The organism is Nonomuraea guangzhouensis (assembly GCF_019396345.1).
Lineage (GTDB): Bacteria > Actinomycetota > Actinomycetes > Streptosporangiales > Streptosporangiaceae > Nonomuraea > Nonomuraea guangzhouensis.
Genome location: NZ_JAHKRM010000011.1, coordinates 53430 through 71007 on the forward strand (window position 1 = coordinate 53430; position 17578 = coordinate 71007).

Consider the following 17578-nt stretch of genomic DNA (forward strand, 5'->3'; position numbering starts at 1 on the left):
CACATGTGCAATGACACGAAGCTACGCTGAGACCGCCATGCTGATGAAACTGGTGCCTGTCACGGCACTCCTCGCGGCGGTCGCTCTCACGGGGTCGGCCCATTCCGCGTCGACGACACCCGTCGGCGGGGATCTGCTGGGCAGCCGCGGTCTGGTGAAGCCCGACGGCATCAAGGCACCGCCGAAATCCAAGGCCACGTCGTACGTGATCGCCGATCTGGAGACCGGCGACGTGCTCGCGGCCAAGAACCCGCACGGGCGCTACCTGCCGGCCAGCACGCTCAAGACGCTCACCGCGCTCACGCTCATCCCCAAGCTGGACAAGAACCTCACGGTCAAGCCGAGCAGGAACGCGGTCAACCAGGAGGGCACCGCCGTCGGCCTGACGACCAAGCCGCTCTACAAGGTCGACGACCTGTTCAGGGCGCTGATGATGTCGTCGGGCAACGACGCGGCGATGGCCCTGGCCGAGGCGAACGGCAGCCTGGCCAAGACCATGAACGACATGAACGCCGAGGCCAAGCGCCTCCAGGCGAACGACACGGTGGCCAAGACGCCCAGCGGGCTGGACAAGCCAGGGCAGAGCAGTTCGGCGTACGACCTGGCGCTCATCGCGCGGGCCGGTCTGGCGAACCCCGATTTTCGGCGATATATCAGCACAAAGACGGCCAAGTTTCCGGCGCCCAAGCACTACTACGAGATCAGCAACCACAACAAACTGCTGTGGCGCTACAAGGGCATGATCGGCGTCAAGAACGGCTGGACGTCCAAGGCCCTGGGCAGCTTCGTCGGCGCCGCGACGCGTGGCGGCCACACGATCATCGTGACCATCATGCGGCACGACGGCTACTTCTGGGACGAGGTGGCGGACCTGCTCGACTGGGGCTTCGCCGCCCGCGGCAAGGTCACGCCGGTCGGCCGGCTCGTCGATCCGCTGCCGGCCGTGCTGCCCGCGCAGCAGGCGACCGCGCCGGTCATCACCGCGACGCCGGTCCCGGCGCCGCTGCTCGACCGGGCCGCGTCGAAGCAGACGGACTCCAGCCGCACGGTCGGCTCGATCGTGATCGGTGGCGGGCTGCTGTTCGGCCTGATCTGGCTGGGGTACGGCATCCGCCGCAGGCGACGCTTGGCCCTGCGGTCCCGAGAGTCCGAGGACTTGCGGCTCTGAGGACTTGCGGCTCTGAGGGTTCGAGGCTCTGCCGGTCAGGTGAACCCGTTCGAGGGGATGGGTGAGGGTGACGGTGGCGGGTTGAGTCCGGCCGTGGCGGTCCAGGCCGCGACGTACAGGACGAGCCTGGCGGACAGGTTGATCCAGACCAGCAGCCCCACCATGACGGCGAACGCGCCGTAGATCGGGTTGGCCAGCGTCAGCGCCAGCAGCAGCGACGCGACCTGCTTGAGCAGCCCGAACCCGATGGCGCCGAGCAGCGCGCCCTGGGCCAGCACCCGGAAGGGCTGGGTGGTCCTGCCCACCCAGCCCAGCACGATCAGGAACAGCAGCCAGTCGGCGGCCACGCTGGCCACCAGTCCTACCAGCCAGAGTGTGCCGGTCGTCACCGGCGCGCTGCCCAGTCCGAGGGTCGTCGCGACATTGGTCGTCGCCTGCGTGGCGGCCCCGCCGACCAGCACCGACACGACCATGGTGACCCCGAGCATGAGCAGGGAGATCAGGTCGCGCAGCTTGCCGACGAAGAAGTTCAGCGGCGGGGCCGTGGTCATCGACATCTCCGCCAACGCCCCGCGCAGCGCGTCCACCGCGCCCATGCCCGCGTAGAGGAGGCCGGCCAGGCCGATGATCCCGGCGGTCGCCCTGGCCCCGGCGATGGCCTGCAGGTCGATCTGGTCGGCGAGTCCGGGCAACTGCTCCTTGATCGCCTTTTCCAGCGCCCTGATCGCGTTCGTGTCGTTCGACAGGACGTACCCGAACACCGCGTAGGCGAGCGCGACCAGCGGGAAGAACGACAGGAACGCGAAGTAGGTCACCGCGCCGGCCAGCCGGTCGCCGAATCGCAGCTGGTAGCGCTGCACGGTCCTCATCAGATGGTCGAGCCAGGGGCGGCGGATCCGCCAGGACTCGACGATGCGGCCGCCCCGCGCCTTGGCCGACTCGACGCGCGCCATCACTTTCGCCAACACGCGCGCCGCCTTCCGAGGTGCCCCGCCGTCACCGGGCACCTGCCCTGGCTACCGCTCTTGTACCACGGAGTCGCGCGAACCTTGGGCTCGTGAACCGCGAGGTTCGTTCAGGAGCGTGGGGCAGTCAGGAGCGTGGGGCGGTCAGGAGCGCGGGGCGGTCACGGCGCGGGCTGATTCCGCGAGTCGGGCGAGCACCTCCGTGACGTCGTGGCGCAGCAGCCGCCCGTCCCGCTTGACCGTCTGCCCGGCGACCAGGACGGTGTCGACGGCGCTGGTGTCGGCGTTCAGCACCACCGCGCCGATCGGATCATGCGCGGCCGCCATGCCCAGCGTGCCGGTACGCAGCAGCACGAGGTCGGCCTGCTTCCCGACGCGCAGCGAGCCGACGGTGTCGCCGAGCCCCACCACCTCGGCGCCTTCGATGGTGGCCATCCGCAGCGCGTCACGGGCGCGGAACCCCAACCCCTGCCCGTCGGGACGCCCCCGCTCCAGCGCGAACGCGGTCCGCATCAGGCTGAACATGTCACCGGGCGCGCACGTCACGGTGTCGATGCTGAACGAGGTGGGCACCCCGGCGGCCCGCGCCCGCCCGCTGATCGGGTAGCCGATGCCCAGGGCCATCTCGTCGATCGGTGACACGGACACGCCGCCGCCGCTGTCGGCGATGAGCTTGAGCTGGTCGTCGCTGTAGTGGTTGGCGTGCACGTACGTCGTACGCGGCGCCAGCAGCCCGTTGGCCGATAGGAACGCCAGCCCCTTGGTGGCGCTCTCCCTGTTGTGGCCGCCGAGGTGCGCGGTCACGGGCAGGTCGAGCTCGCGGGCCAGCCGCCACTCCTCAAGCGCGTCCTCCTCGCTGACGATCTCCGGCCCGAGAGCGGCGATCGCCATGCTGACCAGGCCGGCCGTACCGAAGTGCTCGTCATGGACCCGGCGCCCCTCCTTCAGCAGGTTCTCGCGCGGGCCGCCGTGGCAGTACCCGAAGATCGCCCTGATGCCGGACTCGCGCAGCGCCCGCACGGCGGAGTCGGTGTGCTCGGGCGTGAACTGCACGTGCGACCAGTCGAGCAGCGTGGTGATCCCGGCGTCCAGGCATTCCAGCGCCCCGGCCAGGTTGCCCGCGTAGACGTCCTCGGGCCGGTAACCGGGGGCCAGCTCTCCCAGGATGCGCTGCAGATATCCGCCGAACGTGATGTCGGGCGCGATCGCCCTGATGCCGGCCTGCCAGGTGTGCCGGTGACTGTCGACGAACCCGGGCAGCACGATCATCCCGGTCGCGTCGATGACCTCCGCCCCCGGCACCTCGGGCAGATCCGGCCCCACCTCGGCGATGAGACCGCCCTCGACCCGTACGTCCACCTGCCCGAACACGACCGGCTCCGGCTCCGTGTCGACGACGATCCCGTTCTTGATCAAAGTTGTCATGCCGAAAAGCTTAATAAGAAGCTTTTCAGAAAGCAATATACCGCCAAGTATCCTCGATCCATGAAGCACGATGAGGTCGACGCGATGGTCCCCCGCTGGCAGGACTCGGGCCTGTCACCGTCCCTCATCGCCGGCCTCGAACTGAGCAAGCGCATGTCCCGCCTCAACATGCTCTTCGAGACGGCGATCAAGGCCGAGCTGGCGGACCTGGGCCTGACCTACGCCGAGTTCGACGTCCTGGCCGCCCTGACCCGCACCGGCCCCCCGCACCGCCTCAAGCCCAGCGAGCTGTCGAAGAGCCTCTACCTCACCTCGGGCGGCACGAGCAACGTCCTGCAGCGCCTGACCTCGTCCGGATACGTGGAGCGCGCGGCCAACACCGGCGACGCGCGCAGCCGCTGGGTCCAGCTCACCCCCGAGGGCCTGCGCCTGGCCAACACCGCCCTGGACGCCTCAGGGAAGGCGCACGAGGAGGTGATGGCGGGCGTCCCGGAGGAAGCGGTACGACAGGCGGCGGACGCCCTCCGGGAGGTGCTCCTGGCAGTGGGCCGCCGCCGCTTCCGCTAGTGGGACTCCCGATCCCAGGCTCGGCGGTGCTCTGCCGATCCCGCGCGACCTCCGTAAGCCTGAGGTCATGACGTACCCGACGAAGCAGAAGATCGTCCTCATCACCGGAGCCAACAAGGGAATCGGCTACGCGACCGCCCGACAGCTCGGCCGGGAGGGCCACGTGGTACTCCTAGGCGCCCGCGACGAGGAGCGAGGGCGTAAGGCCGAGGCGAATCTGATCGGCGAAGGGCTGGACGCCCGGTTCGTCCGGCTCGACGTCACCGACCTCGCCACGGTCGAGGCCGCGGCGGCGTACATCGAGGCGGAGTTCGGCCGCCTGGACATCCTCATCAACAACGCCGGAATCACCCGCGACCGCCCGTACCGGCCGAGCGAGCTGCCGGTGGCGGAGCTGCGCGCGGTCTACGAGACGAACGTGTTCGGGGTCGTCGCGGTGACCAACGCGATGCTCCCGCTGCTCCGCAGGTCGGCGGCCGGGCACATCGCCAACGTGTCGAGCGGGTTGGGCACGATCGCGTTCCTGACCGACTCGGACTCGCCCTTCAAGGACTACAGCCGACTCCTCGGCTACAACTCCTCCAAGGCCGCCCTGAACGCGATCACCCTGATCTACGCGGACGAGTTGCGCGACACCCCGATCAAGGTCAACGCGGTCTCGCCAGGCTTCTGCGCCACCGACCTCAACGACCACCGCGGCGTCCTGACCGCCGACGAGGGCGGCGCCCACATCGCCCACCAGGCCACCACCATGCCCACGACCGGCGCCTTCCTCAGCGAGGATGGCGGCGTCGTCCCCTGGTGATCCCGGTCTTGGCTGTCACAGGCTGGGCAGGAAGCCGACCCGGTCGCGTACCTCGGCCATGGTCTGGCGGGCCACGGCGCCCGCGCGCTCGGCGCCGATGGCCAGCAGGCGGTCGAGCTCGGCCTCGTCGGCCAGCAGCTTCTCCGTGCGCTCACGGATAGGCGTGAACGCCTCCACCACGGCCTCCGCCACGTCCTTCTTGAAGGTCCCGTAGCCCTGTCCGGCATAGCGCGCGACCAGGTCGGGGATCGGTGTGGCCGTGAGGGCGGACTGGATGCGGAGCAGGTTGGAGATGCCGGGCTTGTCGTCCTCGTCGAACAGGACCTCGGACCCCGTGTCCGTGACCGCGCGCATGACCTTCTTGCGCAGCGGCCCCGGCTGCTCCAGGACGTCGAGGATGCCCGCGGGGCTGGAGGACGACTTGGACATCTTGGCCGTCGGGTCCTGGAGGTCGGTGATCTTCTCGACCTCCTTGAGGATGTACGGCTCAGGGATGGTGAACGTGTCGCCCAGGCGGTGGTTGAACCGCTGGGCGAGGTCGCGGGTGAGCTCCAGGTGCTGCTTCTGGTCGGCGCCGACCGGCACGCTGTTGGCCTGATAAAGCAGGATGTCGGCCGCTTGGAGCACCGGATAGGTGAAGAGACCGACGCTGGCCGCGTTCTCCCCGAGCTTGGCGGACTTGTCCTTGAACTGCGTCATCCTGGCCGCCTCGCCCATGCCCGTCAGGCAGATGAGGATCCAGGCGAGCTCGGTGTGCTCCCGCACGTGCGACTGCACGAACACCGTCGAGCGCTCGGGGTCGAGCCCGGCGGCGAACAGCTGGGCGGCGGCCACCCGGGTGCGGCGGCGCAGCGCGGCGGGCTCCGTCGGCACGGTGATCGCGTGGAGGTCGACGACACAGTAGAAGGCGTCATGAGTCTCCTGCATCGTCACCCATTGGCGGACCGCACCCAGATAGTTGCCCAGGTGGAAGGAGTCTGCGGTGGGCTGGATGCCGGAGAGGACACGAGGTCTGGCCATAGCAGCCAATTGTGTCAGGAATCCAGGTCGGGCGGCGACTCGACGACCGGACGCCGCTTCACCCTCACCCTCGCGATACGGCGGCCGTCGAGTTCGATGACGGTCAGCTCGAAGCCGGGCACCTCCACCACCTCCCCACAGGCGGCCACATGGCCGAGCACGGACATCACGAACCCGCCCAGCGTCTCGTACGGCCCGTCGGCCAGCCGGATGCCGGTCTGGGCGTAGAAGTCGTTGAGGTTCGTCAGGCCGTCGATCTCCATCTCGCCCGCCGGGAGGACCACGGTGTCGCCCTCGACGTCGTACTCGTCCCTGATGTCGCCGATGAGCTCTTCGACCAGGTCCTCCAGCGTGACGATGCCGGCCGTCCCGCCGTACTCGTCGACGACGATGGCCAGGTGATGGCCCTCGTCGCGCATCTCCGACAGGGTGGTGAGCAGGCGCTTGGAAGCCGGTACGAACTTGACCGGCCTGATCGGCACCAGCTCGCTGATCGGCTCGATCCGCCCGGTGAGCACCGGGTCGAGCAGGTCCCTGACGTGCACGAACCCGATGACCTCGTCGTACGACTCGCGATAGACGGGAAAGCGCGAATGCGGCAGCCCCGAGGCCAGCACCGCCGCCTCCGCCAGTGTGGTGTCGGCCTCCATGAACTCCACCTCGGTGCGGGGCAGCATGACCTCGCGCAGCTGGCGCTTGCCCGCGGCGAACACCTCGGCGATCAGCTTGCGCTCGTCGGCGGTCAGGTCGGTGTGCCCGACGACCATGTCGCGGAGCTCCTCGGTGGTGACCTCCTCCCGGTCGGCCTGCGGGTTGCCGCCGAGCAGCTTGACCACGCCGTCGGTGGACTTCGACAGCGCCCAGATGATCGGGCGCGACAGCGCGGCCAGGCGGTCGAGGAAGGGCGCCACGACCAGCGAGAGCCCCTCGGCCCGCTGCAGGGCCAGGCGTTTGGGCGCCAGCTCACCGAGCACGAGAGAGACGTACGAGATGGCGAGCGTCACCAGCACCAGCGCGAGTACGGGTGCGACGGCGTGGGGCACGTTCCACCGTTCGAGCACGGGCACGAACTGCATGCCGAGCCGGTCGGCGCCGAACGCGGCCGACAGCATGGTGGCGACGGTCACCCCGATCTGCACCGCCGACAGGAAACGATTGGGGTCGCGGGCGAGCTTGGCCACCCGCTCGCCGCGGCGACCTCTCTGGGCGAGCTTGCGCACCTGGCTCTCCCGCAGGGAGACCATCGCCATCTCGGCGGCGGCGAAGAAGCCGCCGACGAGGATGAACAGCAGGACCAGCGCGATATTGGCCGCGAGCGTGTCAAACATGGTGGTTGGCAGCGTACTCGGCGGATTTCCCGCGTATGCTGAACCCCGAGCCCGACAAAATCAAACATATAGCTACAGGAGTAAACATGAGGTTGCTGGTCACCGGAGGCGCCGGATACGTGGGCAGTGTCGTGGCGGCCCAGCTCGTCGAGTCGGGCCATGAGGTGACCGTGCTCGACGACCTGTCGACCGGCCACGAGGACGCGGTGCCGGAGGGGGCGCGGTTCGTCCGTGGCTCCATCACCGAGGCCCACGAGGCGCTGGCGGGCGTCGAGGCGGTGCTGCACTTCGCGGCCAAGTCGCTGGTCGGCGAGTCGGTGGAGAAGCCCGGCCTTTACTGGTCGCACAACCTCGGCGGCACGCTGGCGCTGCTCGACGCGATGCGCGAGCAGGGTGTGCGCGGGATCGTGTTCTCCTCGACCGCGGCCACGTACGGCGAGCCCGAGCGCTCCCCCATCCTGGAGACCGACCCCACGCGGCCCACCAACCCCTACGGCGCCTCGAAGCTGGCCGTCGACACCGCCCTGACCGCCTACGCGGGCCTGTACGGCCTCGGAGCGGTGAGCCTGCGCTACTTCAACGTGGCCGGCGCGTACGGCCGCTATCGCGAGCGGCACGCCATCGAGACCCACCTCATCCCGAACGTGCTCAAGGTGGCCACCGGCGAGCGTGAGTCGGTCAGCGTGTTCGGCACCGACTACCCGACGGACGACGGCACCTGCGTGCGCGACTACGTCCATGTGGCCGATCTGGCGGTCGCCCACCTGCTGGCGCTGGAGGCGCTCTCCCTTGGCGAGCACAAGATCTACAACCTGGGCAGCGGCGCCGGCTTCTCCGTCCAGGAGGTGATCTCGGTCTGCCGCGAGGTCACCGGCCACGACATCCCCGCCGTTCTCGGGGCACGCCGGGCGGGCGATCCGGCCGTGCTCGTCGCGTCGTCCGAGAAGATCCGGCGCGAGCTCGGCTGGAAGGCCGAGCGCGCCTCCCTGCGGGACATCGTCTCTGACGCATGGGGAGCGCTTTCCGGGAAATCGGTATAGGAAGTCCAGATATGTGCTGTGATATCGAAATGTGAGGAGCTTTTCACCAAGGGTCACGAAGGTAGTCTTCGGCGTCCTCGTTCTACTGGGCAGCCTCACGGCGGCGGCAGGGGTGTTATTCGCCACCTCGCCACCGGCTCCGGCCATGGATATCACCCTGTGCCCTTAGGTCCACAAAAGGGAAATAAGCCGCAAACCGTACATGCGCCCACAGAAAAGGCGCGCGCCCGGAAACGGACGCGCGCCTCGTCAAGGCAGGCCGGAGACGGCTCAGATCAGGCCGAGCGACGCCACCGCGTCGCGCTCCTCGGTGAGCTCGCGCACGCTGGCGTCGATGCGGTCGCGGGAGAACGCGTCGATCTCCAGGCCCTGGATGATCTCGAACCGGCCCCCCGCCGCCCGCACCGGGAACGACGAGATGAGCCCCTCGGGCACGCCGTAGGATCCGTCCGACACGACGGCGGCCGAGGTCCAGTCGGTGCCGTTGACCCAGTCATAGACGTGGTCGATCGCGGCGTTGGCCGCGGAGGCGGCGGACGAGGCGCCACGGGCCTCGATGATGGCGGCGCCGCGCTTGGCCACCGTCGGGATGAACGTGTCGCGCAGCCACTCGGACTCCACCTGCTCGGCCGCGATCTTGCCGCCGACCTCGGCGTGGTAGAGGTCCGGGTACTGGGTGGCGGAGTGGTTGCCCCAGATGGTCATGTTCTTGATCTCGGTGACCGGGACCTGGAGCTTGGCGGCGAGCTGGGACAGCGCGCGGTTGTGGTCAAGACGGGTCATCGCGGTGAAGCGGTCGGCCGGCACGTCGGGCGCGTTCTGCTGGGCGATGAGCGCGTTGGTGTTGGCCGGGTTGCCCACGACCAGGACCTTGATGTCGTCGGCGGCGTGCTCGTTGATCGCCTTGCCCTGCGGGCCGAAGATGCCGCCGTTGGCGCCGAGCAGGTCGCCGCGCTCCATCCCGGCCTTACGCGGCATGGCGCCGACGAGCAGCGCGACGTTGGCACCCGCGAACGCGGTGTTCGGGTCGTCGGTGATCTCGATGCCGGACAGCAACGGGAACGCGCAGTCGTCGAGCTCCATGGCGGTGCCCTCGGCTGCCTTCACCGCCTGCGGGATCTCCAGCAGACTGAGCTTGACCGGGACGTTCGAGCCAAGCAGTTGCCCCGACGCGATGCGGAACAACAGTGCGTAGCCGATCTGACCGGCGGCTCCGGTGACGGTCACCTTGACGGGCGTGGCCATGGCCTTCCCCTAACTCGGAGGACGAATCATTGACTTTCGGATGCTACCCGTTCGTCATCCGCAGGAGTTCATCGAGGGCGTGTCCTGCTCGGGTGTGAAGTCCACGTTGCGGAAATACTGGGCCAGCAGGCTCTTGACGACGCCACCCTTGTAGAGGGCGGTGATGACGCCTTCGGCCGCCTTGCAGGTCCTCGTGTCTCCGTGCTTGATGCCGATGGCATAGCGCTCGTCGTTGAGCTTGGCGCCGAGGACCTTGAAGCGCTGGTTCTCGCGGCTGGCGAACCCGGCCAGCATGAGGTCCTCGCCCGGCACCGCGTCGACCTCGCCGCTCCTGAGCTTGTCCATGCACTCCGCGTAGTTGGTCGCCGGGACGAGCTGGACCTTCACCCTGGCCTGCACACTCCCGACGGACGGGCTGTTGGGAGCGCAGATCTTCTTGCCCTGGAGGTCGTCGATCGAGTCGATCGCGCCGCCGTCGCTCACCAGGAGATCGTGGTGGGCCACATAGTACGGGCCGGCGAACTCGACGTCGCTCTTGTCGATGGAGTAGGTGGCGATCACGAGGTCCACGGTGCCGTCGGCCAGCGCCTTCTCCCTGCCCGCCCTGGGGATCCTGACGAACTTGGTCTGCTCGGCGCCGAGCTCCCGCGCGATGCGCTTGGCCAGCTCGATGTCGAAGCCCTCGAAGCTCCCGTCGCGTTCCAGGGAGACGCCGGGGAGATCGCCCTTCACCCCGATCACGATCTTCTTGGTCTGCGCCACCTTGTCGACCACCGAGGTGAAGGAGCCGGGCGGGGCGGGGTCGGGCGAGGTGGCCTTGCCGAACATGAGCTGTGCCCAGTCGTTGCGCACCGCCACGACCGCCGTCGCGCCGATCAGGAGGACCGCCACGGCCAGCGCCCACCACCAGGCGAGGCGGCGGCGCGGCCCTGTTTCTTGGGCGGGCGCGGGCAGGTCGGTGTCGCGGGCGGGCACGGGCAGGTCGGTGTCCTGGACGCGAGGCGGCGGCGTGGAGCCGGTCGCCCACGGGATCGGCTCACCACCGGTCACCGAGGACTGCTCCGGCGGATGCATGAGCTGCGCTTTCGCCAGCGAACCCGTGCCTATGCTCCCGGTCGGCACCCTGATGAACGGGGTGGTGTCGTCGCTGGCCACCTGCACACCCCTGGTCAGCAGGGCCGTGGAGGCCCCGACCGTCTCGGGCTGGCCGAGCAGCCGCAGCAGGATCTGGTCGGCCGAGGGCCGGTCGTCGGGTGACTTGGCCAGGGCCGACCGCACCACGCCGCGCAGCGGCTCGGGCAGCATGGAGACGTCGACCTCGTGGTTCAGGATCCGGTTGAGCACCACCGCGATCGAGTTGCCCTCGAACACGGTCTCCCCGGTGGCCGCGAACGCGATCACCGCCCCCCAGGCGAACACATCGGTATAAGGCCCGACATCGTCGCCGGCGATCTGCTCGGGGGCCATGTAGGCGGGCGTCCCGATGGCCCGGCTGGTGATGGTGCCGCTGGAATCGATGATCCTGGCGATGCCGAAGTCCACCACGCGCGGCCCGTCGGCGGCGATCAGCACGTTGTCGGGCTTGAAGTCACGGTGCACGATCGAGGCGTGGTGGATCGCGGTCAGCGCGGTCGCCGTCCCGATCGCCAGCCGGTCGAGCGCCGTCCCCCGCAGCGGGCCGTCCTCGTCGACGATGTCCCTGAGCGCGCGCCCGTCGATGTACTCGCTGGCGATGTACGGCGTGTCGCCGTCGAGGTCGGCCTCGATCACCCGGGCCGTGCAGAAGGACGCCACCCGCTGCGCCGCCTTCAGCTCCCTGGCGAACCGCGACCTCGCGATCGTGTCCCCACTGAACTTGACATGCAGCAGCTTGATCGCAGCCTGCTCACCCTCATCGGTGACGCCCAGGTAGACGATGCCCTGGCCGCCCTCCCCAACCCGGCCGACCAGCCGGAACGACCCCAGCTGGCCGGGGTCGCCGGCGACCAGCGGCGAGATCTGCGGCATTCATCTTCCCCACGTTCAAACAAAGCCTAACGACGCAAACTTTACGACGCTGAGTAAGCTCTCAGGGAACCGTTAACCGTTCGTGACGTCACGGTTTACCGCCAGGAGCAGTATGGCCACCCGGCATCACCATCGTTGGGAGAAACGCCGAATAAGCACAGTATCGGGCAAAGCACCGAGAAACACCGGGAGGCTGGGGAATATGTCCCGTTCGTACGATATCGTGCTGTTCGGCGCGAGTGGCTTCACCGGCGCGCTCACCGCGTCCTACCTCGCCAAAGAGGCCGGCCCCGAGGTCCGGTGGGCGCTGGCCGGGCGGGACCGGGCCAAGCTGGAGCGGCTCGGCATCGACGCTCCGATCCTGGTCGCCGACGCCACCGACCCCGCCTCACTGGCCGCGATCGCCCGCGAGGCGCGCGTCGTCGTCACGACCGTCGGCCCCTACCTCCGTTACGGAGAGCCGCTCGTGGCCGCCTGCGCCGAGGCGGGCACGCACTATCTGGACCTGACCGGCGAGGCCGAGTTCGTGGACCGGATGTACGTCCGCCACCACCAGCGGGCCACCACGACGGGCGCCAAGCTCGTGCACGCGTGCGGCTTCGACTCGATCCCCTACGACCTGGGCGTGCTGTTCACGGTCGGCCAGTTGCCGGAGCATGTGCCGCTCAAGGTCAGCGGGTTCCTCAGGAGTGAGATGCGGGCGTCCGGAGGCACGCTGGCCTCCGCGATGACGATCGTCTCGCGCCCCCTGCAGCTCCTCGACGCGGCGGCGCGGCGGCGCGCGGCCGAACCGCGACCACCGGGCCGCCGCATCAGCTCCCTGCCCGGCGGGCTGCGTTACGTCGGCGGCTGGGCGCTGCCCATGCCGAGCCTGGACCCCCAGATCGTCGGCCGCTCGGCCCGCCTCCTCGACCGCTACGGGCCCGACTTCACCTACCGCCAGTACTACGCCGTCAAGGGCCTGCCCGCCGCGCTCGCGGTGGCGGCGGGAGCGGGGACGATGGCGGCTCTCGCGCAGATCGCCCCGGTACGCGACTGGATGGCGGGCCGCGTCAAGCCGGGCGACGGGCCCACCCCCGAGCAGCGGGCCCGCAACTGGTTCAAGATCACCTTTCTCGGCGAGGGCGGCGGCCGGCGGGTCGTCACCGAGGTCGCGGGCGGCGACCCCGGCTACGACGAGACGGCCAAGATGCTCGGCGAGTCGGCACTCTGCCTGGCCTTCGACGACGTGCCGGAGATCGCGGGCCAGGTCACCACCGCCGCCGCGATGGGCCGCCCGCTGATCGACCGCCTGCGCCGGGCAGGCATCACGTTCAGTACGCGAGAGCCCACGTCTTGAAGGACGTCCGCAGGAACGGCGTCTTGAACTTGGGGAAGGCCACGGTCGCCGGGTCGCCGTCCGAGGTGTAGCGCATGTCCGGGTTGCTCTTCAGCCAGTCGAGCCAGGCCACGGAGCAGAACTGCGTGCAGTCGCCCTTCTTGTCCATGGCCCTGATGCGCGGGATGCCCAGCGGGTCGAACGACTTGCTGAACGGCGCGGGCGCGGGCGTGTAACCGGCCAGGAAGACGCCGCTGTGGTCGTAGGCCACATCGCCGAGCTTGCCGTGCATGGCCCATTTCTTGTTGTGCGGCTGATTCCCGTACGGCAGGGCCAGGGTCACCGGCTTGGCGGCGCCCAAGGAGGTGATCATCGTCTGGATGGTGGTGATCTGCTCCTCGACCTCCTTCTCCGACCGGGAGTGCAGGTTGATGTGGTCGCGCGTGTGGTTGCCGATGTCGAACCCGTTGTCCTTGAGCCACAGCAGCATCTGCGCCTGCTCATCGTGCTCGGTCTTGCCGAACATGTCGCGGGTGACGTACATCGTGGCCACCGGCCGGAAGCCGGGATTCTTCGCTGCCACGTCACGCAGGATTCCGATGGCGGTGTCGGGCGCCAGGTTGCCCATCTCGTCCAGCGTGAGCTGCGACGGCGAGGAGTCGTCGAAGGTCAGCACGACGGCGTGCTTGCCCGCCGGAATGTCGATCTTCCCGGTGACGAACTCGGCGGCGGTGATCGGCACGTACCCGTCCTTGACCAGTCGCTCAAGGTCGCCCCTGAACTGCTCGGGAGTCCGGTCGTCGGTGGTCGCGGGGTTCTTGATGACCCGGTGGAACATCAGCACCGGGATCTGTCCCAGTTCGTTGGCCTTCACCTTGGCGGCGGCCGCCATCTTGGCCGCCTTGACCTGCTGCAGCTTCGCCGCCATGTCGGCCTTGGTGGTCACTGGCTTCTTGGCCGGCTCCGAACCGCAGCCGCACACGACCGCCGTGACCGCGATCAGCCCCACCCCACTCAAAAGACGCAATCGCATCCGAACTCCCTGGGACGCCTATGACTGTTACCAGGGACTCTTACCCATTGAATCGTCTCGACCACGCTCTGTGACAGCCAAGAGATGTTCTGGAGAACGCGAAAGGGCCGCCCGAGGGCGGCCCTCCGTGTAGAGGAAGATCAGGCCATCTTCTTCTTGAGGTTCTCGTCCAGCGCCCCCAGGAAGTCCTGGGTGGTGAGCCACTTGGCGTCGCCGCCGACCAGCAGGGCCAGGTCCTTGGTCATCAGGCCGCTCTCGACGGTCTCGATGCAGACCTGCTCCAGCGTGTCGGCGAACGCCGTCACGGCCGGGGTGTTGTCCAGCTTGCCGCGGTGGGCGAGGCCACGGGTCCACGCGAAGATCGAGGCGATCGGGTTGGTGGAGGTGGGGTTGCCCTTCTGGTGCTCGCGGTAGTGACGCGTCACCGTGCCGTGGGCGGCCTCGGCCTCGACGGTCTGGCCGTCGGGGGTCATCAGGACCGAGGTCATCAGGCCGAGCGAGCCGAAGCCCTGCGCGACGGTGTCGGACTGGACGTCGCCGTCGTAGTTCTTGGCGGCCCAGACGTAGCCACCTTCCCACTTCATCGCCGCGGCGACCATGTCGTCGATCAGGCGGTGCTCGTAGGTGAGGCCGGCCTTCTCGAAGTCGGCCTTGAACTCGGTCTCGAAGACCTCGGCGAAGATGTCCTTGAAGCGGCCGTCGTACGCCTTGAGGATCGTGTTCTTGGTCGAGAGGTAGACCGGGTAGTTACGGGCGAGGCCGTAACGCATGGAGGCGCGGGCGAAGTCGCGGATCGACTCGTCCAGGTTGTACATCGCCAGGGCGACACCGCTGCCCGGGAAGTCGTAGACCTCGAGCTCGACCGGCTCGGAGCCGTCCTTCGGGGTGAAGGTGAGGGCCAGCTTGCCCTCGCCGGGGATCTTCAGGTCGGTGGCGCGGTACTGGTCACCGAAGGCGTGACGGCCGACGACGATCGGCTTGGTCCAGCCCGGGACGAGCCGCGGCACGTTCGACATGATGATGGGCTCGCGGAAGATGACGCCGCCGAGGATGTTGCGGATGGTCCCGTTGGGAGACCGCCACATCTTCTTGAGGCCGAACTCCTCGACACGCGCCTCGTCCGGGGTGATGGTGGCGCATTTGACGCCCACGCCGTACTTCTTGATGGCGTTGGCGGCGTCGATCGTGACCTGGTCATCCGTGGCGTCGCGGTGCTCGACGCCGAGGTCGTAGTACTTCAGGTCGACGTCGAGGTAGGGAAGGATCAACTGGTCCTTGATGAACTGCCAGATGATCCGGGTCATCTCGTCGCCGTCAAGCTCGACGACCGGACCCTCCACCTTGATCTTGGGCATGCGAATGGTTCCCCTTCAATGAATCGATAACATTGAGGCTATCGGACGGCCCGGTCACCGGGCCAAAAGGGACATGATGATCCCCTTGAGCTCGTCGTTCGCCAAGATCAGCGAGGTAAGGACGAGCACGAATCCGAACGCCCCTAGCGTGATGACGTCGGTCCTCTTACTGCGTACGGCGAGCCCGCCGTATCCGGCGAACCGGAGGGCGGCGGCCACCATGATGGCGGCGCCCAGCGCGAACCCGCCCCACCGCGGGTCCACGAGAAAGATCAGGACAACACCGACAGCCGCACCCGCCAAGATCAGCGGGTACGGCCCCCAGCTCTCCCTAGAAATCGTCAACGCTCCTCTATCGGCTTCCACTTCTGATCACGCTCACCGATGTACTCACTGTCGGGGCGGATCAGTCGGTTGTCGGCGTGCTGCTCGATGACGTGCGCGGTCCAGCCGGACATGCGGCTGATCGAGAAGACCGGCGTGAATAGGTCCGTCGGAATACCGAGATAGTGATAGACCGATGCCGCGTAGAAGTCGACATTGGGATAGAGGCCCTTCATCTCGAAGACGACCTCCTCCATCTCCTTGGACATCCGATAATAGGTGTCGTCGCCGGTGGATTCGGCGAGTTCCTGCGACATCCTGCGCAGATGCGTGGCCCGCGGATCCTCGGTCTTGTAGACCCGGTGGCCGAAGCCCATGATCTTCTCGCCGGCGTCCAGCTTCTCGCGTACGGCCTGCGCCACCCCGGTGGGCGAGATCGATTCGAGGGTCTTCATGACCTGCTCGTTCGCGCCGCCGTGCAGGGGGCCCTTGAGCGTGCCGATGGCGGCGACGATGGCCGAGTGCATGTCCGACAGGGTCGCGGCGCAGACGCGGGCGGCGAACGTCGAGGCGTTCATGGTGTGGTCGGCGTGCAGCACCAGGCAGGTGTCGAAGATCTCGACCTCGCGCTGCGCGGGGGTGCGCCCGGTGACCTGCAGCAGGAAGTTCGCCGCGATGCTCAGCGCCGGGTCGGGCTCCGGGACCTCGGCGCCGTTGCGGGCGGCGTGGTAGCGGGCGACCAGCAGGGGCTGCTGCGCGGTCAGGCGGGCGGCCTTGCGGTGATTCGCATCGGGAGCGATGGAGTCCTTGTCCGGGTCGTCCGCACCGGAGAGCGAGACCAGGCTGCGCAGGGCCTCCATCGGTTTCTGCTTCTCGGCGATCTCCGGGATGTTCGCGGAGACCAGCGCGCCGAGCTCGCGTCCCCGGACCAGCTCCTGGCCGTACCTCTCCAGCTCGTCCCGGTTGGGGAGCTTGCCGCACTGCAGCAGGTGGGCCGTCTCTTCGAACGTCGCGCGGCCGGCCAGATCGTGGATGTCGTATCCGCGATAGAACAGGCGACCGGCCTTCCCGTCAATGTCGCTGAGCGCTGTGGACGCGGCTACGACATCGGCCAGGCCTTTCGTGGGCTTGTCCGCCATGAGTGATTCCTCCGCATATCTCCGCCCGAAGTCTACCTGTGAGCAGGCAAAACCGGCCGCGAAGGTCCAGACCAATTTCACGCCGGATTCTCCTTATGGCAAAGGCGATTCCGCATCCCCTCGTTTGGGTAAGCCGGAGCTGTAGTAATAGTTACGGCGGGCTACCTGGGGAGGAACTGCCGTGGAGGGGCCGTTCATACGCATCGAGGACACTGGCGAGGTGGTCCCGTTGCGCCCCGAGATCACAACGGTAGGGAGGGGCCGGGGCGCAGACATCCGGCTGACCGACCCGAGTGTGTCTCGACTCCATGCCGAGTTCGTCAGGCGAGGACCCTACCTGTACGTCGTTGATCTGGGCCTGTCCCGCAACGGCACGCGGGTGAACGGCAGGCCGATCGCCCGGAGGGTGCTTGACGACGGCGACGTCGTCTCCTTCGGAGCGGCGCGCGGTCGCATCGGCGGAGTCCCCCGAGAGGACTTCACCCCCGAGGTCGAACTGCGCAGGGCCGCTGCGCCGGAGCTGACGAGGCGCGAGGTCGATGTGCTGACCTCGCTCTGCAGACCGGCGCTCTCGGATGAGGCGTTCGTCGCCCCGGCGACCGCACGCGAGATCGCCGACGACCTGGTCGTGACCGAAGCCGCGGTCAAGCAACACCTGCTGCGGCTGTACCAGAAGTTCCGCATTCCTGAGGGCACCAACCGGCGCACGCGGCTGGCTAACGAGGTCGTCGCGCTGGGCCTGGTGCGCCCGACCCCCGTGGTGCCACCACAGCGGTCGGGGACGTCGGCCGAGCAGCAGCAGCCGACGGCGGCTGGACGCAGGGCTTCCTAGACTGCGG

16 protein-coding genes are annotated in these 17578 nt (G+C 68.3%); 6 read left to right on the top strand and 10 right to left on the bottom strand.

From position 1 onward, the window contains the following. The first annotated feature begins 43 nt into the window (after nt 1–43). Complete coding sequence (locus KME78_RS23440; protein ID WP_246651732.1) at nt 44–1168, top strand: D-alanyl-D-alanine carboxypeptidase family protein; 1125 nt, start codon at nt 44–46, stop codon at nt 1166–1168. Nucleotides 1169–1203: 35 nt separating this feature from the next. On the opposite strand, the gene KME78_RS23445 is transcribed toward KME78_RS23440, so the two are convergent. Both KME78_RS23445 and KME78_RS23450 read right to left on the bottom strand, forming a co-directional pair. Continuing rightward, a complete protein-coding gene (locus tag KME78_RS23445) occupies nt 1204–2136 on the bottom strand; it encodes a YihY/virulence factor BrkB family protein (protein WP_308127100.1) in 933 nt (310 codons plus the stop codon). 141 nt (nt 2137–2277) lie between these two features. Continuing rightward, the gene (locus tag KME78_RS23450; RefSeq protein ID WP_219531295.1) at nt 2278–3558 is read right to left on the bottom strand and encodes an amidohydrolase family protein; all 1281 of its coding nucleotides are present in this window, start codon (nt 3556–3558) and stop codon (nt 2278–2280) included. Between the two features lie 60 nt (nt 3559–3618). Between KME78_RS23450 and KME78_RS23455 the strand changes: the two genes are divergently transcribed. Both KME78_RS23455 and KME78_RS23460 read left to right on the top strand, forming a co-directional pair. Next, a complete protein-coding gene (locus KME78_RS23455; RefSeq protein ID WP_219531296.1) occupies nt 3619–4125 on the top strand; it encodes a MarR family winged helix-turn-helix transcriptional regulator in 507 nt (168 codons plus the stop codon). A 67-nt stretch (nt 4126–4192) separates the two neighbouring features. After that, the gene (locus KME78_RS23460; protein ID WP_219531297.1) at nt 4193–4930 is read left to right on the top strand and encodes an SDR family oxidoreductase; all 738 of its coding nucleotides are present in this window, start codon (nt 4193–4195) and stop codon (nt 4928–4930) included. 15 nt (nt 4931–4945) lie between these two features. Here the strand turns inward: KME78_RS23460 and trpS are convergent, their stop codons facing one another. Together trpS and KME78_RS23470 are read right to left on the bottom strand one after the other, a co-directional pair. Then, on the bottom strand, nt 4946–5950 hold the full coding sequence (gene trpS, locus KME78_RS23465) for a tryptophan--tRNA ligase (protein ID WP_219531298.1): 1005 nt from the start codon (nt 5948–5950) through the stop codon (nt 4946–4948). Nucleotides 5951–5964: 14 nt separating this feature from the next. Further along, nucleotides 5965–7278, bottom strand: a complete 1314-nt coding sequence (locus KME78_RS23470) for a hemolysin family protein (protein WP_219531299.1) — start codon at nt 7276–7278, stop codon at nt 5965–5967. Nucleotides 7279–7364: 86 nt separating this feature from the next. On the opposite strand from KME78_RS23470, the gene galE reads away from it, so the two are divergent. After that, nucleotides 7365–8318 (top strand): UDP-glucose 4-epimerase GalE, encoded by a 954-nt coding sequence (gene galE, locus KME78_RS23475; RefSeq protein WP_219531300.1) that lies wholly within the window; start codon nt 7365–7367, stop codon nt 8316–8318. 270 nt (nt 8319–8588) lie between these two features. Here galE and KME78_RS23480 read toward each other — a convergent pair whose 3' ends face one another. Both KME78_RS23480 and KME78_RS23485 read right to left on the bottom strand, forming a co-directional pair. Beyond that, the gene (locus KME78_RS23480; protein WP_219531301.1) at nt 8589–9563 is read right to left on the bottom strand and encodes a malate dehydrogenase; all 975 of its coding nucleotides are present in this window, start codon (nt 9561–9563) and stop codon (nt 8589–8591) included. Nucleotides 9564–9617: 54 nt separating this feature from the next. Then, nucleotides 9618–11570, bottom strand: a complete 1953-nt coding sequence (locus KME78_RS23485; RefSeq protein WP_219531302.1) for a serine/threonine-protein kinase — start codon at nt 11568–11570, stop codon at nt 9618–9620. Nucleotides 11571–11772: 202 nt separating this feature from the next. Here KME78_RS23485 and KME78_RS23490 point away from each other — a divergent pair, with 202 nt between their 5' ends. Beyond that, nucleotides 11773–12909, top strand: coding sequence for a saccharopine dehydrogenase family protein (locus tag KME78_RS23490; RefSeq protein WP_219531303.1), 1137 nt, complete (start codon nt 11773–11775; stop codon nt 12907–12909). Here the strand turns inward: KME78_RS23490 and KME78_RS23495 are convergent. From KME78_RS23495 to KME78_RS23510, 4 genes are all read right to left on the bottom strand, one after another. Next, complete coding sequence (locus tag KME78_RS23495) at nt 12884–13921, bottom strand: polysaccharide deacetylase family protein (RefSeq protein WP_219531304.1); 1038 nt, start codon at nt 13919–13921, stop codon at nt 12884–12886. The genes KME78_RS23490 and KME78_RS23495 overlap by 26 nt on opposite strands. A 140-nt stretch (nt 13922–14061) precedes the next feature. Next, a complete protein-coding gene (locus KME78_RS23500; protein ID WP_219531305.1) occupies nt 14062–15276 on the bottom strand; it encodes an NADP-dependent isocitrate dehydrogenase in 1215 nt (404 codons plus the stop codon). Nucleotides 15277–15330: 54 nt separating this feature from the next. After that, nucleotides 15331–15621 carry a DUF3017 domain-containing protein gene (locus tag KME78_RS23505; RefSeq protein WP_219531306.1) on the bottom strand — a complete coding sequence of 97 codons (291 nt, stop codon included), beginning with the start codon at nt 15619–15621 and terminating at the stop codon, nt 15331–15333. Beyond that, nucleotides 15618–16739 (bottom strand): citrate/2-methylcitrate synthase, encoded by a 1122-nt coding sequence (locus KME78_RS23510; RefSeq protein ID WP_219531307.1) that lies wholly within the window; start codon nt 16737–16739, stop codon nt 15618–15620. The genes KME78_RS23505 and KME78_RS23510 overlap by 4 nt, the downstream gene beginning before the upstream one ends. A 181-nt stretch (nt 16740–16920) precedes the next feature. On the opposite strand from KME78_RS23510, the gene KME78_RS23515 reads away from it, so the two are divergent. Then, on the top strand, nt 16921–17571 hold the full coding sequence (locus KME78_RS23515) for an FHA domain-containing protein (protein ID WP_219531308.1): 651 nt from the start codon (nt 16921–16923) through the stop codon (nt 17569–17571). Nucleotides 17572–17578: the final 7 nt, after the last annotated feature.

Coding starts and splice junctions, on each gene's coding strand:
- KME78_RS23480 (WP_219531301.1), bottom strand. CDS start 9,563: ATGGCCACGCCCGTCAAGGTGACCGTCACCGGAGCCGCCGGTCAGATC.
- KME78_RS23510 (WP_219531307.1), bottom strand. CDS start 16,739: ATGGCGGACAAGCCCACGAAAGGCCTGGCCGATGTCGTAGCCGCGTCC.
- KME78_RS23490 (WP_219531303.1), top strand. CDS start 11,773: ATGTCCCGTTCGTACGATATCGTGCTGTTCGGCGCGAGTGGCTTCACC.
- galE (WP_219531300.1), top strand. CDS start 7,365: ATGAGGTTGCTGGTCACCGGAGGCGCCGGATACGTGGGCAGTGTCGTG.
- KME78_RS23460 (WP_219531297.1), top strand. CDS start 4,193: ATGACGTACCCGACGAAGCAGAAGATCGTCCTCATCACCGGAGCCAAC.
- KME78_RS23450 (WP_219531295.1), bottom strand. CDS start 3,558: ATGACAACTTTGATCAAGAACGGGATCGTCGTCGACACGGAGCCGGAG.
- KME78_RS23470 (WP_219531299.1), bottom strand. CDS start 7,278: ATGTTTGACACGCTCGCGGCCAATATCGCGCTGGTCCTGCTGTTCATC.
- KME78_RS23500 (WP_219531305.1), bottom strand. CDS start 15,276: ATGCCCAAGATCAAGGTGGAGGGTCCGGTCGTCGAGCTTGACGGCGAC.
- KME78_RS23440 (WP_246651732.1), top strand. CDS start 44: ATGAAACTGGTGCCTGTCACGGCACTCCTCGCGGCGGTCGCTCTCACG.
- KME78_RS23485 (WP_219531302.1), bottom strand. CDS start 11,570: ATGCCGCAGATCTCGCCGCTGGTCGCCGGCGACCCCGGCCAGCTGGGG.
- trpS (WP_219531298.1), bottom strand. CDS start 5,950: ATGGCCAGACCTCGTGTCCTCTCCGGCATCCAGCCCACCGCAGACTCC.
- KME78_RS23495 (WP_219531304.1), bottom strand. CDS start 13,921: ATGCGATTGCGTCTTTTGAGTGGGGTGGGGCTGATCGCGGTCACGGCG.
- KME78_RS23455 (WP_219531296.1), top strand. CDS start 3,619: ATGAAGCACGATGAGGTCGACGCGATGGTCCCCCGCTGGCAGGACTCG.